Origin of the sequence: Gemmatimonas sp., from assembly GCF_031426495.1 — a bacterium.
Classification (GTDB): domain Bacteria; phylum Gemmatimonadota; class Gemmatimonadetes; order Gemmatimonadales; family Gemmatimonadaceae; genus Gemmatimonas.
The window spans coordinates 82420-98449 of sequence record NZ_JANPLK010000017.1 but is presented as its reverse complement, the minus strand read 5'-3'; the positions used below and the strand labels follow the sequence as shown (position 1 = coordinate 98449).

Genomic DNA, 16030 nt, shown 5'->3' with positions numbered 1-16030 from the left:
CGCGAGGGCCGCACTACGCCTCGTGCATCTCGTCGCCTTCCTCGTCCTCAAGCATGCTCTCGTCCACGCCGGCCACCATGGCGCGCAGTTCCTTGCTCGGCTTGAACACGGGGACAGGACGCGCTGACACCTCGACCGGCGAGCCGGTGCGTGGGTTGCGCGCCATCCGCGTCTTGCGCTGCCTGATCTTGAACGTGCCGAAACCACGCACTTCTATATTTTTCTGCTCTTGAAGGGCTTCCTTGATCGCATCAAGAAACGCGTCAACCACCCGCGCACAATCCTTCTTAGAGATGGTCGGTCCGGCCGTCCGCGCGATACGCGCCGTGACGTTCTCAACCAGATCGGCTTTCGTCATGGACTCTACCAAGGGGTCGACGTGCCGTCCCAGTTTCGGGAGCAGCCGGCACGCATCGAAGATCGAGCGAAGGAAGCGAACGTAGGACCTTAGTGCTTATCAGTCAAGCGTTTGGGTCACTTCACTGCCGACGATTTCTCAGGGCCTCGAGAAACCGATCGAACAATGGGACCGCGTCGTGTGGTCCCGGCGCCGCCTCCGGATGGTACTGCACCGCAAAGATCGGTAGCGTCCGATGACGCAACCCTTCGACAGTGCCATCGTTGAGGTTGATGTGCGTGATGGCAAGGTCCGGCGCTCCCTCGACCCCCTCGATCGACCCGACCACAGCGAATCCATGGTTCTGAGACGTGATCAGCACCTTGCCTGTCGCGAGATCCTTCACCGGCTGGTTTCCGCCCCGATGTCCGAACGGCATCTTCTCGGTGCGCGCCCCGAAGGACAAACCGATCAGCTGATGTCCGAGACAAATGCCGAACATCGGCGTTTGGGTCGCGGCGATCTCACGAATGGTGGCCGGTGCATAGGTCACTGCGTCCGGATCGCCGGGACCGTTGGACAAGAACACCCCATCGGGGTTCATCGCGAGCACGCGGTCTGCCGGCGTGTCCGACGGTACGACGGTCACGCGGCAATCATGCGCCTCAAACAAGCGCAGGATATTCCGCTTGATCCCGTAGTCGTAGGCCACGACGTGATACGTCGCGTCGGGCTTGCCCCAGGAGTACGCCTCACGGGTTGACACGACGGTCGCCAGATCGAGCCCTTCCATGCTCGGGCAGCCTTCAAGCACCGCTAGCGCTTCACGCGAGGGCGTCTCACCCAGCCCGATCACGCCACGCATGACGCCGGCAGCGCGGAGATGCTTGGTGAGGCGTCGCGTGTCAACCTCGGTCAGCACGGGCACCTGATGCTCCTCGAGCCATTCGCGCAGACCGCCGGTGGCGCGCCAATTCGAGTAGGTCGGTGAGAGCTCGCGAACTACGACGCCAGCAACCTGCGGTTTCGCCGATTCGGGATCTTCGGTATTCACGCCGTAATTGCCGATCTGCGGAGCCGTGAGCACGACCGTCTGTCCGCGATACGAGGGGTCCGTGAAGACTTCCTGGTAGCCGGTCATATTGGTTGTGAAGACGACTTCCGCCACAGTCGGCGCAGTCGGTCCGACGAGTCGGCCGAGAAAAAGGGTTCCGTCCTCGAGGAGGAGGAACCCCTTGGGAGGCAACGTGCTCACGCGTCGGTTACGGCTGCTTGGCGGGTGCCGTCGGCGCGGCCGGAGCGGCGGGCTGTTGCGTCAGCGGCGCGGCGGGAGCAGCGCCACCGGCGGGGGCGGACGACGGCGCTGTGGGTGTTGCCAGCTTGTCGAGCACCGACTTGGGCGCTGTGCCACGCGAGGACATGATCTGGAGGATGAACGCGAGGCCGAGGAACACACCGCCACACCACCAGCTTGCCTTCGTGAGCAGGTTGCCCGCCTGACGCGTACCGATCACGGAGTCAGACGACGAGCTGGCCCCGCCGAAGCTCGCCGCCAACCCACCGCCCTTACCGGACTGAAGGAGCACGGCGATCGCGAGAATGATCGCGTCGAGAATGAGCAGAGTCAGCAGGAACGTGTACATATCACGAAGCCGGAATCGAGTGCGTTCAGAGTGCGCGAAAGCCGCGCCAGTCTTCAAACATGGCTGAGGGGATGTGTCGAGGCAAGTCCTTCCCCACCCAACAGTTGCGACGGGTTGGATGGGGTACCGGGCAGGACTCAGCTGCGGACGATGCTCGCCCAGCTGTCGGCGTCGAGCGATGCGCCGCCTACGAGCAGCCCATCGACGTCGGGGGCCGCCAGCAACGTGGCCGCGTTCCCGCGGTTGACCGACCCGCCGTACAGAATTGGAACGCCGGCCGCCGCCTTCTCTCCGAGTCGGCTGCCGAGGGCGGCGCGGAGCACGCTGTGAATAGCGCTGGCGTCCTCAGGTGTGGCGGTACGACCCGTGCCGATGGCCCACACGGGCTCATAGGCGAGCATGATTCCTGCCGCCTGACTGTCGTCCAGCTCGGCCAGGCCAGCCGTCAGCTGCCGCTCGACCACCGACGCCGTAGCCCCGGCCTCCCGCTCGTCCAGCGTTTCACCGACACAGAGCATGGGCACGAGACGGGCCTGGCAGATCAACGCCATCTTCTTCGTCGTCATCTCGTCCGATTCGCCGAACACGTGCCGACGCTCGGAGTGACCGACCAGCACCACACGGGCGCCGACGTCGCGCGCCATGAGCACCGAGTTCTCACCAGTGAACGCGCCCTGCGCTTCCGAGTGCACGTTCTGCACGCCGACCCAGATGTCCGGTCGTTCACGCAATCCATCCGCGACCGTCGTCACCGTGAGGGCCGATGGAAAGAAGATCAGCGTGCGGTCGTTCATCTTCGGCGCCTGCGCGAGGAAGCGCTGGAGAAACGCTTTCGCGTCGGTTGGGCCGTGATTGAGCTTCCAGTTGGCGGCGATGACGGGCTTGTGATGCATGGGCAGGACGTGACCGGTGAGGTGGTGAGTACGGAACGCAGATCGACGATCAGCGACGATCGAGCGCGGAAACGCCGGGAAGCTCCTTCCCTTCGAGGAACTCAAGCGAGGCGCCGCCGCCGGTCGACACATGCGACATCTTCGACTCGAGTCCAGCCTCCGCCACCGCCGCGGCGGAGTCGCCGCCACCGATGATCGTGGTGGCACCATGATCGGTGGCCACCGCCATCGCCCGCGCCACCGCGAAGGTGCCTGCGTCAAACGGTGGCTTTTCGAATACGCCCATCGGTCCGTTCCACAGCACGGTGCGCGCCGACTCGATCAAGGTGCGGTACTGCTCCACGCTGGCCGGGCCGATGTCGAACATGGCCTCGCCGGCTGGAATAGACTCGCGACCGACCACGCGCGCGGCGCTTCCCGCGTCCATCGACGGCGCGATCACGGCATCGACCGGAAGCACCAGCTTGTGTCCAGCGCGTGCCAGCAGGTCCTTCGCCATCTCGAGTCGATCGGGCTCCACCAGCGAGTTGCCGGTTTCGCAGCCCATCGCGCGAAAGAAGGTACACGCCATCGCTCCGCCGATCAGCAGGTGATCGACCTTGGGCAGGAGGGCTTCCACGACGTCGATCTTACCCGAAATCTTGGATCCGCCGAGAATGGCCACGAATGGACGCGCGGGAGCCGCGAGCGCGCCGCCCAGATACGCGAGTTCGGTTTCCATCAGCAATCCCGCGACGGCCGGCCGGCAGTATTTCGCCACGCCGGCGGTGCTGGCATGCGCGCGATGCGCCGCACCGAACGCGTCGTTCACGTACAGATCACCCAACTCGGCAAGCTGCTGCGAGAGCGCGTCATCGTTCTGCTCTTCACCGGCGAGGAAACGCGTGTTCTCGAGCAAGAGCACTTCCCCGTTGGGAAGCGCATGCGTGGCCGCCACGGCAGTGGCGCCGACCGTCTCGCCTAGGAAGTGCACGGGGCGCGGCAGCAACCGCGTCAAGCGAGCAGCAATCGGCGCCAACGAATATTTGGCCTCGGGCGCTCCCTTCGGCCGTCCGAAGTGCGCCAGCAGCACGACCTTCGCGCCCTGATCGAGCAGCGTCGTAATCGTGGGCAGCGCGGCTGTGATACGCGTGTCGTCGCTGACCGCACCGGCCTCGTCGAGCGGCACGTTGAAGTCGACGCGCACGAGGGCGCGCTTGCCAGCAAGGTCGGCAGCGGAGAGATCGCGAATGGTGCGAGTCGTCATGGCGGGAAATTACGACGGAAGTGATGTCGCGAGCGAACGGCCCAGCAACGCACGAGCCCCGGCACGCAGGCACCGGGGCTCGTGAACGAACACGCGAACAGGTTGAACGAACGAGCGCGTGCTAAAGCCCGGAGCGCTTAGAGGCGAGCGCCGACGAAGCGCAGCATGTCGACACAGCGCGACGAGTAGCCCCACTCGTTGTCGTACCAGCCGGAGATCTTCACGAGCGTGCCGTCGATGACGATCGTGCTGAGCGCGTCGAGAGTGCACGAATGCGGATCGCCGACATAGTCGATGGAGACCAGCGGCACCTCGCTGTAGCCCACAATGCCAACGAGAGAGGTCTCCGAAGCGCTCTTGAACGCCGCATTGACTTCTTCCTTCGTGACCTTGCGCTCGACGACGCAGGTGAGGTCGGTGAGCGACACATCGGGTGTCGGCACGCGCACGGCGATACCATCGATCTTGCCCTTTACTTCCGGAATCACGAGCGACGTAGCCTTCGCGGCACCGGTCGTCGTCGGGATCATCGACACCGCGGCCGCGCGGGCACGCCGCAAGTCCTTGTGCGGGAGATCGAGGATGGACTGATCGTTCGTGTAGCTGTGGATCGTGACCATCGATCCATGCACGAAGCCGAAGTTGTCACGGATGATCTTGACCATCGGCACGAGACAGTTGGTCGTGCACGACGCGTTGGAGATGATGTGATGCGACGCCGGATCGTACTTGTCGCTGTTCACGCCCATCACGATCGTGATGTCTTCGTTCGTGGCCGGTGCCGAGATGATGACCTTCTTGGCGCCCGCGTCCATGTGCTTTTTGGCATCGGCGGCCACGGTGAAGCGGCCGGTCGATTCGAGGACAATGTCGACGCCCATTTCGCCCCAGCCCAGCTTGGCCGGGTCACGCTCGGCAAGAATGCGGATGCGATCGCCGTCGATCGTGATGCTCTCGGCATCATGACTGACGTCACCGTCGTACCGCCCGTGCACCGAGTCGTACTTGAACAGGTGCGCCAACGTGGCGGTATCGGTGAGGTCGTTGATGGCAACGAAGTCGAGGTCAGCGACGCCCTGCTGCTTGGCGGCGCGAAGCACCTGGCGGCCGATGCGGCCGAAGCCGTTGATGCCTACGCGAATAGCCATTCGTGTCAGTTCCGGATGAAGTCGTAGTCAGAAACGGCACGGTCACCCGGTTCAGGCGCCCGTCCGAATGTCACACAGGAGATGATGCGAGCGCCGCCATCGGCGAGAGCCTGGGCAGCCGCGTTGATCGTCGCCGCAGTGGTAATCACATCATCCACCAGCACGATGTGTGCCCCCCTGAGACGGGCGAGAGCGCGGCCTGTGGCCACGAACGCACCGGAAACGTTGCTTGCCCTCTCCGATGGTGTCAACCGCACCTGCGATCTGGTGTCGCGATTGCGCTCGAGTACGTCGGCCCATACTGGTATCCGCCATTCGGTCGAGAGGGCGCTGGCGAGCCGTTCCGCCTGATTATAGCCGCGTGCACGCTGCCGGGTGATCGACAGCGGTACCGGGACGAGTGCCGTGCGCTCGCGCACCACATCAGGCGGCCATTCCAGACGCGCCATGCGTCGGGCCATCGGTTTCGCGACGGCGTGCCAGCCGTCGTACTTGAGCGCATGGACCAGCGCTGCGCCCGTCCCCTCGTCCATACGGCACACGGAGCGCACGGCACGGATGGTCGGCGCGAGTCGGCCGCACCAACGACAGGGCGGGATCACGCCCGAGGGGGTGGCTTCGACCGGTAACGGAATCGAGGGCGACAGCCGCGGCTGCCCGCAGCGTCCACACTGGGGCCAACTCAGGCGCACCACCCGCGCCAGGCACGCCTGACAGACGATGCCATCGGCGTCCGCCCGGTGCAACGCCCGGCAGATGGCGCACGCCGATGGCAACAGCAGGTCGACCATGCCGCGGGCCGTGTCACGCGCCGCCCGCGCGATCGCCATGACCGGGCGCGCGGCACGGCCGCGCGGTTCATCGCGAGGGCTCATCGACCATCGTGGGTCGGTGGCGCGGCGTCGAGCGCCCGCCACATCACCGCACGCGGTGCCAACACGTCGAACCACGCTTCGAATGCCGAGGCACCCTGCTCGACCAGCATGCGGAGGCCATCTTCGGCACGACGTCCGGCCTCACGGCAGGCCGCGATCCACGGTGTGCGTCCCCGCCGATATACCAAATCGAACACGGCACAGCGGGCGGGAATCATGGCGACAAGCATCGGCAACGCGTCGTCGCGCAAGCCGATCGGCGTCGCGTTGATGACGAGCTCCGCGTCGGCGACGACACGCTCCAGCGCATCGGGTCGAACAACCTGCGCCGGAATGGCGAGTCGTTCCGACAAGGCGTGCGCTCGCCCCGTGGTGCGCGCGACCATCGTGATGCGGTGATAGCCCAGCGAGGACAGCGCCACCAGCGTCGCGGCGGCCGACCCGCCGGCACCAAGCAACACAACCGATCTGTCGCCTGGAGCGGAGACCTCGGCGGGAACGAGCGCACGTATCGTGGCGACGGCACCATCGACATCGGTGTTGTGCCCGACGAGCTCGCCCTGCTCCGTCCAGAAGGTGTTGACCGCTCCGACGCGACGCGCGGTCGGTGTGCACCGCGAGATCAACGCGGCCGCGGCCTCCTTGTGCGGAATCGTGATGTTGCCGCCTGCGCCCTCCGCCGCGAGGCGTCGCAGCGCCTCGGTCAGCGCATCCGGCGCGACATCCTCGCGGTCGTACACGACGGGAATTCCCGCGTCGAGCAACGCCGCGTTCTGGAAGACCGGGGAAAGCGAGTGCGCCACGGGGTGCCCAAGAATGACCAGGCGCGACGGACGCTGCGCCGCACGGACTGCACGCTCCTGACGCTGCTCCGTCACGGGCGACGACTCAGGGTGCGCTGCGGGAACGATCAGCGACGATCCGGTCGAGCACGGCGCCGATGGCCTGCTCGAGCTCGACGAACGTGGCGCGGTACACGTCGAGGTCACCCCCGAACGGATCACTCACCGGACGCGGCGTGCCACCGGCAAAATCAGTGAGCAACCACGACCGCCCCGTGCCGCCCAGCGCCTCGGCCCGATCGAGATGATGCGGGCCCATGGTGAGAATGACGTGCGCGCTGCTTACGAGTTCCTGCGCCAGCGGCCGCGATCGATGATCGCCGAGGTCGATCCCGTGTTCGAGCGCGACGAGCAGCGCGCCGTCAGACGCGGGCGCGTCGGCCCACGCGCTGGTGCCGGCGCTCCCCACCGTGAGATCGGGAATGCCGCGCCCGTCGATCATCCGCCGCGCGATCGCCTCGGCGAGCGGACTGCGACAGGTGTTGCCGGTACAGACGAAGAGCAGATGCATGCGTTGCGCGCCCCTCGGCGTATGCTAGGTATCGCCCACGAGATCCGGCACGCATTCACGCAGCTGGATCGCTGTCAACACACCGGGCCTGATCACGCGCGCGCGACGGCCGGTGCAGTCTACCACCGTAGACGAACGCGACGGCGCCAGCCGACCGCCGTCGAGCACGTGCAGCAGTCCGCGGTGAATGGCGTCGGGCCACTGCTGTACAATTTCAGCGGCCGTCATCGCAGGCGGAACCCCGGGGCGATTCGCACTCGTGCTGGTGATCGGTTCACCGTAGGCTGCGAGGAGGCGCTGCAGGCCGACGTGTGGGGTCCACCGCACGGCCACGCCGCCCTCTGGACCACGTAAACGCGGCGACACGCGATGATCGCCCCCACGCAGCACCAACGTGAGCGGTCCCGGCCAGAACCGCGCTGCCAACGTCGATGCATACGTCGGCAGATGTAAATCCAGTCGCGCGATTTGCGCCGGATCATTGATGAGCAGCAAAAACGGTTTACCCGGCGGCCGACCCTTCAACTGCACCAGCGCTTCCACGGACTCGTGATCGACGGCCGTGCCGAATCCATAGACGGTTTCCGTTGGATACGCGAGCACGCGCCGCTCACTCAGGTGCGTCATCGCATCACGCAGCGCCGCTTCGACCTCGACGGGAGACCAGAACGGTACGGTGAGCGCTTCGCGATGCACGGACACGGGCGGCTACTCCGGTAGCAAGCTGAGGGCGTCGGCGCGAGCGAAATCGACGTCCTCGGTGATCTTCATTCCTCGTTCGCTGCCGCGCACCACGACGACCGGTAAACCGAGGCGCTCACAGAGTCCGGCGTCGTCGGTCGCGCCGACGCCATCGCGGCGCGCCGCGATATGCGCCTGCTCGAGCATCGTGCGCGGGAACGCCTGCGGTGTCTGCGCGCGCCAGAGACTCGTGCGATCCACCGTGCGCACGATGCGGCCGTCGGCATCGACTTCCTTTAGCGTGTCGACCACAGGGAGCGCCGCGACGGCACCGTGGCCCTTCCGTGCTTCGGCGATCACTCGATCGATCGTGGCATCGGTCACCAGTGGACGCGCGGCGTCGTGCACGACGGCGATGACGACGTCCTCGGGCAGATCTTCGAGTCCATTCACAACGCTTTCATGCCGCTCGCGTCCACCGACCGATACCAACAGCCGATCGACATCGCACTGGAACAACCAGGGTGGCGGATCGGCCGCGTACGCCTTGGGAAGCACCACCACGACGATCGCCACATCGGGGCGCGCCATGAACGCCTGCACGCTGTGCAGCAGCGCAGGCTTTCCGGCCACCCAGCGAAACTGCTTAAGCTCGGCACTGCCCGTGCGCGAGCCGGAGCCGCCGGCCACGATGACCACGCCGACGTCGCGAACGACGCCGTCGGCTGTCGCCGACTCGTCCCCGCGTGACGTGATCACCGGTGGGGGAATCACGCGACGCGGTGCTGTTGGCGACTCACTCATGTTGCATCCTTGCCGACCGTTTTCTGTAGCACATCCGCCAACGTCCGCACGCCAACCAGCGTGATGTCGCCCGGCACGCGTCGCGGGATCGCGCGGTCCGAGAGATAGGCACGAGTCATGCCGAGCTTGGCCGCTTCAGCCAGGCGCCGCTCGACCTGCGACACCGGACGCACTTCGCCGCCCAGCCCGACTTCACCGAGAAAGATGGCCTGCGCCGGGAGCGGTTTGTCGACCACGCTCGAAGCGATCGCAGCCACGATGGCAAGATCCACACTGGGCTCCTGCACGCGCATGCCACCGACGATGTTGCAGAAGACGTCGAGCTGCGCACACGAGAACCCACCGCGTTTGTCGAGCACGGCCAGCAGTAGCGCCAACCGGCGGGCGTCGATGCCGTTCGCGACGCGCTGCGGTGTGCCGAAGCCGGCCCGCGCGGCGAGCGCCTGCACTTCCACCAGCACCGGTCGAGTGCCTTCCATGAGCGCACAGACGGCACTGCCACTTGCCACATCGCGCCGATCGCCGAGAAACAGCGCCGACGGATTCTCCACCGGAATCAGTCCGGTGCCGACCATGCGGAACACACCGATCTCGTCGACCGAGCCGAAACGATTCTTCGTGGCGCGCAGCACGCGATGATCGAGCGTACCATCGCCTTCGAAGTACAGCACGGTGTCGACGATGTGCTCGAGCGTCTTCGGACCAGCGATCCCGCCGCCCTTCGTCACGTGACCGATCACGAACACGGCGGTGCCGGTGTCCTTCGCGAACCGCATGAGACGCGCCGCGCACTCGCGTACCTGCCCAACGTTACCTGGTGCGCCTTCGAGCAGTTCGGTGTGCACCGTCTGAATCGAGTCGACGATCAGCACACTGAAGCGGCGACCATCGGGCGTCGGCTGCGACGCCGTGGCGAGAATGGTTTCGAGTGACGTTTCCGTGAGCAGCGCAACCGACGACGCATCCTCGGCGAGTCGGTCGGCGCGCAGACGCACCTGCAGCGCGCTCTCTTCGCCGGACACATACAGGGTGGCCAAGCCGGCGGTTTCGAGTCGGGCGGCCACCTGGAGCAGCAGCGTGCTCTTGCCGATTCCAGGCTCGCCGCCCACGAGCACCATGCTGCCCGGCACAAGGCCACCACCGAGCACGAAATCGAACTCATTCAGCTGCGTGGTCCACCGCGGGGTATCGGCCGCCGTGACACGACCGAGGGTGACCGTGGCGGCGGCGATGCCGGGCACACTCCGCGCTGCCGTGCGCTTGCTGGTCGGCGCGTTGGAGACCATCTCCTCGCCGAGGGTATTCCACGCGTCACAGCTCTCGCAGCGTCCCGCCCACTTGGGAAACTCCGCGCCGCATTCGGTGCAACGATAAACCGTCTTCGCCTTGGCCATTACCGCGAACTCAGAAGGGCGTCCCGCCGAAATCATCGGCGCCCTTCACCAGCTTCGGTCCGCCGAAATCCGACTTCGGTCCGCCGAAATCGTTGGGCGCCTGCCGGGCCGAGAAGTTGTCGAAGCGCGTGTACTGCTTGTGGAAGTACAGCCGCGCACTGCCGATCGGTCCGTTACGCTGCTTGCCGATGATGATCTCGGCGCGGCCTTCGAGATCAGGATCCTTGAGCCGGCCGTTCTCATCACGCTCGGCGTACACTTCCTGGCGGAAGATGAACATGATCACGTCGGCATCCTGTTCGATGGCGCCCGATTCACGAAGGTCGGAGAGCTGTGGACGTCCCTTGTCGTCGCCGGTGCGTTGTTCCGGTGCACGCGACAGCTGTGACAAAGCCACGACTGGCACGCCCAGCTCCTTCGCAAGGGCTTTCAGGCCACGCGAAATCTGGGAGACTTCCTGCTGTCGGTTCTCGACGCCGGCAGGCCCCGTCATGAGCTGCAGGTAGTCGACGATGATGAGTCCGAGGTCGTGCTCGGACTTGAGCCGACGCGCCTTGGCGCGCATGTCGAGCAGCGTGATGCCTGGCGTGTCGTCGATGAAGATAGGCGCATGGCTCAGGATACCAGCCGCCTGCGCCAAACGCGGCATCGATTCGTCGAGCGCCCTACCGCCTTTACGCAACGCCTGCGCGTCGATGAGCGCCTCCGACGCGAGCATACGCTGCACCAGCGACTCCTTGCTCATTTCGAGCGAGAAGAAGGCCACTGGCACCTTGGCCGTAATGGCGGCGTGCTGCGCGATGTTGAGCGTGAAGGCGGTCTTACCCATGGAGGGACGCGCAGCCACGATCACCAGATCGGCCGGCTGGAACCCCGATGTCATGAAATCGAGCTCGTTAAAGCCGCTCGGTACGCCCGTAATCGCGGCCTCGCGCTGCGCGAGCAGTTCGAGCTTCTCCATCGCCGGCCAGAGCAGCTCCTTAATGCGCGAGAAGCCGGTCCGTTCTCTCGTTTGGCTCAACGAAAAGATGCGTGACTCAGCGGAGTCGAGCAGATCCGCCGCCGCGGTGCGCCCCTCGAACGCCTCCGACACAATTTCGGTCGACACTTCGATGAGGCGGCGCAGCAGTGCGCGCTCCTTCACGATCCGCGCGTGATACTCCACGTTCGCAACCGTCGGCACCGCATCGAGCAGGAACCCGAGATACTCGCGACCACCCGCGTGCTCGAGCTCTCCACGGCGTTCCAGTTCATCGGCGAGCGTGAGCGGATCGATAACGCCGCCGCGCTCCGTGATCGAGATCATGGCGCGGAAGAGCCGGCGATGTCCCTCGCGGTAGAACATCGTGTCATCGACGTGCTCCGCCGCACGCATCACGGCGTCGGCGTCGAGCAGCATGGCACCGAGCACGGCCTGCTCGGCCTCCTCGGACCAAGGGGGCCGGCGTTCCTTGAACGGATCGCGCGTGGCTGGGGCGGCAGCGTTGGGAACGACGAGACTGGTCATGGAGCCGTAGAGTCCGCGCTGGCAGCGCGCGATGCGTCGAGAATGCGGCGGGCGAGCTTCACGTCTTCCCAGGTGGGACGCTTCCACGATTCGTTGCGCAGCAGCGCCGCTGGATGATACGTCACGATGAGCGGCACGCCGTGAAAGCGATGTATGCGGCCGCGCAGTGCGCCGATGCCGGTGGTGGTCTGTAGCAGGGTCTGCGCCGCGAAGCGACCGAGCGCGAGAATGACACGAGGGCGTACGAGTTCGATCTGACGCAGCAGGTATGGCTGACAAGCGACCACTTCGTCCGGCAACGGATCGCGATTTCCCGGCGGCCGGTGCTTCAGCACGTTGCAGATGAAAACTTCCTCGCGCGATAGCTGAATCGCCCCCAGAATCTTGGTCAGCAACTGGCCGGCCTCGCCCACGAACGGGCGGCCTTGCTCATCTTCGTGTACGCCAGGCGCTTCGCCCACGCACAGCAATTCAGCCTGCGGATTGCCTTCGCCCAGTACGTGATGCTTGGCCGACTTGTACAGCGCGCAGCGCGTACAGCCGGCGACGTGCTCGGCGATTTCCTCGAGGGTGGGCAGACTGGCTACGTCCGGTGCCGCATCGATCACGCGCAAACGGCCCGCTTCAATCCCGAGCGGGAGTTCGAGCGCCGACAACCACGCTGGCAGATTCTTGATCGGCGTATCCGCCATGGCCTGCGTGCTCGCTGCCGCCGCCGTATTAGCGGCATCGGCAGCAGCCTCGGCAGCGGGAGACGGCGTAACTACGATGGGCGGCGCTGACGACGCGTCACTAGGGCGCATTGCGCCGGCATTGCGCAACGCCTCACGCCAATCGGTGGTCGCACCGCGATCGAAGCGCACGCCGGGCTCGGGCGGCGGTGTGACGGGCGCCGACGTCATGTCGTGCGTCTGGTCGGGAGGCGGCGCATCCGCATCCCGATCCGCCAGCGCTGGCGCCTTCGATTTCGCCGTCGCTGGAACGTCGGCGACCTTCGGCGCGGACGATTTCGCGCCGACCATCTTCATGACGTCCTCGATCGAGAGGCTGTCCAGCACGAGCTCGGACTCGCCAAGCTCCCGGCGCTGCTCGAGGTACCGACGGAGACGATCCTTAGCGTCCATGCAGCAGCCCCTCAATACGATCGAGAATCTGATCCGCCACCTGCGTCTTGCTCTGCAGCGGCAGATGCTCTTCGCGGCCGTCCGCGTGTACGATCGTCACGCGATTCGTGTCGACGCCAAAACCGGCACCGGCTTCCAGAGCGTCGTTGGCGACGATGAAGTCGAGCCCTTTGTCGGCCACTTTGCGATGTGCCTCACTGGTCGCATCGCCCGTCTCCAGCGCGAATCCGACGGTGACGCACGACGCGGGGCGCGACGCCCTGGTCGCGGCGAGAATATCATCGGTGCGGACGAGTGCGAGTGCGTCGCCGGCGTCCGCCTTCTTGATCTTGGCGCTCGCAGGCGCCGCTGCCGTAAAATCAGCTGGCGCCGCGGCCATCACGAGCGCAGCGGCGCCCGGCAGCGCCTGCAACACTGCCTCACGCATCTGCGACGTCGTCTCAACGGTGACGACGCGCAGACCGGGCGGCGTGGCGACATCGAGCGGACCGACGATCAACGTGACATCAGCACCGCGTCGCCACGCGGCCGCCGCAATGGCTACGCCCATCTTTCCGCTGCTGCGATTCGACAGAAAGCGCACGGGATCAATGGGCTCGCGGGTCGGACCTGCCGTGACCACAACCGAGCGTCCTTCAAGCACCGTTGGCGTCTCGAGCAGGCGCGCACAATACGCCAGAATCGTCTCGGGTTCGGGCATGCGCCCGGGGCCACTGCCCTCGCCAGCCGCCAGTGCGCCGTTGTCAGGATCGAGCACGTGATAGCCGAGCTCACGCGCGGCCGCCGCGTTACGCGTCACCTGGGGATGCGCCCACATGCGGTCGTTCATGGCCGGCACGAGCAGCGTCGGTGCCGTCGTCGCGAGCAAGCAGGCCGAAAGCAGATCGTCAGCGTGCCCACCGACGGCGCGCGCGAGAAAATCAGCGGTCGCCGGTGCCACGACCACGAGCTGCGCCGCGCGGGCGAGCGTAATGTGATCCAGCGCATGCCCCGACGCGATGAGCGCCGTGTGTACGGGACGTCCCGTGAGCGCCTCGAATGTGATCGCGCCGATGAACTCCGATGCGGCCCGCGTGAGGACGACGTCGACCTTTGCACCAGCCTGCGTCAGCAGGCGCGCCAGCCACGCGGCCTTGTAGGACGCGATGCCGCCGGTGACCCCGAGCAGAATGCGCTGACGGTCGAAGGGACGCACAGGAGCAGGCGAGGGCGCTGAGGGGGGAGAAAAGGCGCCGCGCCGGGACGATCGTCACGGCGCGGCGCGGGGTCCAGCAAGCGGCGTGAACTCAGCCCGGACGGCGGCGCGGTACCACGCGATACTCGATCTCACCGTGGGCGAGCTCTTCGAGCGCGCGCGTCGTGAGCTTTTTCTCGTGCGCCGAGCGATCGCGGGGGAATTCGTTGAGCACGCGCGCGAACTTGGCCGCGATGAGCACGCTCAGATACTTGTTGGCCGCGTGCTTCGACACGTCGGACGGAGTAAAAACCTGCATGCGTCAGTCGCCCTTGCTGAAAACGTGAATTTCCTCTTCGAGCTGCGCAATGAGCGCCTCGACCTGCGCCTCGACTTCGTGTACCCGGTCGTGCCGCAGTCCTTCCGCATCGATAATCGCACTCACCTGATCGACCGCGCGCTCGAGATCATCGTTGACCACCACGTAGTGGTAGCGTCCGACTTCTCCCAATTCCGCACGAGCGTTCCGCAAGCGAACGAGCAACCGCTCACGATTCTCGCTTTTCCGCGCCGAGAGCCGAGACTTCAGCACCTCGCCCGACGGCGGCAACACGAAAATCAGCACCGTATCGGGAAACGCGACGTGGAATTGTCGCGCCCCCTGCACGTCGATGTCCATGAGCACGTGCTGCCCGGCATTCAGCACCCGCTGAATTTCCGAGCGCATCGTTCCGTAGAAATTCCCGTGCACCTCAGCCCACTCGGCGAATTCGCCCGCGTCACGCGCGGCGGCAAATGCCTTGAGACTGATAAAGCGATAGTCACGCCCGTCCTCCTCACCATCCCGAGGCGCACGCGTGGTACAGCTAACAGAATAACCCACATCGGCCCGCCGCTCCAGCACGCGACGCGCAATTGTGGTTTTTCCACCCCCGGAGGGAGCGGACAGGATGACCGGAAATGGGCTCACTCGAGGTTCTCGACCTGCTCCCGGATGCGTTCCAGCTCTTCCTTGACGCCAACCACATCGTGAAGAATCGCGGCGTCGGCCGCCTTGCTGCCGGTGGTGTTCGCCTCCCGGAGCATTTCCTGAAGGAGAAAGCCCAGTCGCTTGCCGACCGGTTCCCCGCCCGCATCCGCGTCCGCCAAGACGCTGTGAAAGGCGGTGATGTGCGATCGAAACCGGTCGAGCTCTTCGCTGACGTCCATTCGATCGGCCAGAATGGCAATCTCCTGCGCCAATCGGGTCTCATCCACGGCCAAGCCCTCGGCCAGCTCCTTCACGGCCGCCCGGAGTCGATCCCGCTGAGCCATCAGGCGTTCCGGCGCCCGGATAGCGATCCGCTGCAGCGCGGCGTCTACCAAGTCCAATCGTTCGCGCAAGACCGTGGCGAGCCGCGCGCCCTCCTCGGCCCGGGCGCGCCCGAGGTGATCGAGCGCTCGCTCCACGATGGCGACCAGGTCCGCCGCCGTGCCGGTGTCCTCCTCTTCGCGCGGCGCCGACATGACGTCGGGCATGCGCAACACGGTCGCGAGATCGACGCCACCGGACAGTCCATGCCGATCGTGCAGATCGCGCAGCTGTGCGACCACCGCCGCAAAACGCTCGTCGTCGATGGCAATGGCCGGCGTCGCCAGCCGCTCGCTCCGAGCAGTCAACGTCACGTGCCCGCGACTGACCTTGAGGCGCATTGCCTCGCGCACCTCGGTCTCCCAGCGCCCGTAGGCGCCCGGCACCTTGATGCTCGGAGAGAAAAACCGATGGTTGACCGTACGCACTTCGACCAACACCCGGGAGGTGCCGACTGTGCCTTCCGCCTGGCCGAAGCCCGTCATTGAGCGAATCATGCG

Annotated in this window: 18 protein-coding genes; all 18 read right to left on the bottom strand. The window is 65.8% G+C overall.

The window, feature by feature from the left end:
• Window positions 1-13: 13 nt before the first annotated feature.
• Entirely contained in the window at window positions 14-358 is a 345-nt protein-coding gene (locus tag RMP10_RS05670; protein WP_309669425.1) for an HU family DNA-binding protein, read from the bottom strand.
• Window positions 359-479: 121 nt separating this feature from the next.
• Window positions 480-1592: a glutamine-hydrolyzing carbamoyl-phosphate synthase small subunit gene (carA, locus tag RMP10_RS05665; RefSeq protein ID WP_310569410.1), complete on the bottom strand. Its 1113-nt coding sequence runs from the start codon at window positions 1590-1592 to the stop codon at window positions 480-482.
• Window positions 1593-1599: 7 nt separating this feature from the next.
• A complete protein-coding gene (gene secG / locus RMP10_RS05660; protein ID WP_309669427.1) occupies window positions 1600-1980 on the bottom strand; it encodes a preprotein translocase subunit SecG in 381 nt (126 codons plus the stop codon).
• Between the two features lie 137 nt (window positions 1981-2117).
• Window positions 2118-2873 (bottom strand): triose-phosphate isomerase, encoded by a 756-nt coding sequence (gene tpiA / locus RMP10_RS05655; RefSeq protein ID WP_310569409.1) that lies wholly within the window; start codon window positions 2871-2873, stop codon window positions 2118-2120.
• Window positions 2874-2922: 49 nt separating this feature from the next.
• The gene (locus RMP10_RS05650; protein WP_310569408.1) at window positions 2923-4119 is read right to left on the bottom strand and encodes a phosphoglycerate kinase; all 1197 of its coding nucleotides are present in this window, start codon (window positions 4117-4119) and stop codon (window positions 2923-2925) included.
• A 137-nt stretch (window positions 4120-4256) separates the two neighbouring features.
• Window positions 4257-5267 (bottom strand): type I glyceraldehyde-3-phosphate dehydrogenase, encoded by a 1011-nt coding sequence (gene gap / locus RMP10_RS05645; RefSeq protein ID WP_310569407.1) that lies wholly within the window; start codon window positions 5265-5267, stop codon window positions 4257-4259.
• Window positions 5268-5272: 5 nt separating this feature from the next.
• Complete coding sequence (locus tag RMP10_RS05640) at window positions 5273-6142, bottom strand: phosphoribosyltransferase family protein (RefSeq protein WP_310569406.1); 870 nt, start codon at window positions 6140-6142, stop codon at window positions 5273-5275.
• The gene (locus tag RMP10_RS05635) at window positions 6139-7020 is read right to left on the bottom strand and encodes a shikimate dehydrogenase (RefSeq protein WP_310569405.1); all 882 of its coding nucleotides are present in this window, start codon (window positions 7018-7020) and stop codon (window positions 6139-6141) included. Before RMP10_RS05635 ends, RMP10_RS05640 begins: the two co-directional genes overlap by 4 nt.
• A 10-nt stretch (window positions 7021-7030) precedes the next feature.
• Window positions 7031-7495 carry a low molecular weight protein arginine phosphatase gene (locus RMP10_RS05630; RefSeq protein WP_310569404.1) on the bottom strand — a complete coding sequence of 155 codons (465 nt, stop codon included), beginning with the start codon at window positions 7493-7495 and terminating at the stop codon, window positions 7031-7033.
• A gap of 24 nt (window positions 7496-7519) precedes the next feature.
• Window positions 7520-8197, bottom strand: a complete 678-nt coding sequence (locus RMP10_RS05625) for an L-threonylcarbamoyladenylate synthase (RefSeq protein WP_310569403.1) — start codon at window positions 8195-8197, stop codon at window positions 7520-7522.
• 6 nt (window positions 8198-8203) lie between these two features.
• Complete coding sequence (ispD, locus tag RMP10_RS05620; protein ID WP_309669275.1) at window positions 8204-8980, bottom strand: 2-C-methyl-D-erythritol 4-phosphate cytidylyltransferase; 777 nt, start codon at window positions 8978-8980, stop codon at window positions 8204-8206.
• Window positions 8977-10374, bottom strand: a complete 1398-nt coding sequence (gene radA, locus RMP10_RS05615) for a DNA repair protein RadA (RefSeq protein WP_310569402.1) — start codon at window positions 10372-10374, stop codon at window positions 8977-8979. The genes ispD and radA overlap by 4 nt, the downstream gene beginning before the upstream one ends.
• A 10-nt stretch (window positions 10375-10384) precedes the next feature.
• On the bottom strand, window positions 10385-11881 hold the full coding sequence (dnaB, locus tag RMP10_RS05610; RefSeq protein WP_309669273.1) for a replicative DNA helicase: 1497 nt from the start codon (window positions 11879-11881) through the stop codon (window positions 10385-10387).
• A complete protein-coding gene (locus RMP10_RS05605) occupies window positions 11878-13005 on the bottom strand; it encodes a uracil-DNA glycosylase (protein WP_310569401.1) in 1128 nt (375 codons plus the stop codon). Before RMP10_RS05605 ends, dnaB begins: the two co-directional genes overlap by 4 nt.
• Window positions 12995-14200, bottom strand: a complete 1206-nt coding sequence (gene coaBC / locus RMP10_RS05600; protein ID WP_310569400.1) for a bifunctional phosphopantothenoylcysteine decarboxylase/phosphopantothenate--cysteine ligase CoaBC — start codon at window positions 14198-14200, stop codon at window positions 12995-12997. The genes RMP10_RS05605 and coaBC overlap by 11 nt, the downstream gene beginning before the upstream one ends.
• A 91-nt stretch (window positions 14201-14291) precedes the next feature.
• Entirely contained in the window at window positions 14292-14498 is a 207-nt protein-coding gene (locus RMP10_RS05595; RefSeq protein ID WP_171224451.1) for a DNA-directed RNA polymerase subunit omega, read from the bottom strand.
• Between the two features lie 3 nt (window positions 14499-14501).
• The gene (gene gmk, locus RMP10_RS05590) at window positions 14502-15149 is read right to left on the bottom strand and encodes a guanylate kinase (RefSeq protein WP_310569399.1); all 648 of its coding nucleotides are present in this window, start codon (window positions 15147-15149) and stop codon (window positions 14502-14504) included.
• Complete coding sequence (locus tag RMP10_RS05585; protein ID WP_310569398.1) at window positions 15146-16027, bottom strand: YicC/YloC family endoribonuclease; 882 nt, start codon at window positions 16025-16027, stop codon at window positions 15146-15148. Before RMP10_RS05585 ends, gmk begins: the two co-directional genes overlap by 4 nt.
• Between the last annotated feature and the right edge of the window lie 3 nt (window positions 16028-16030).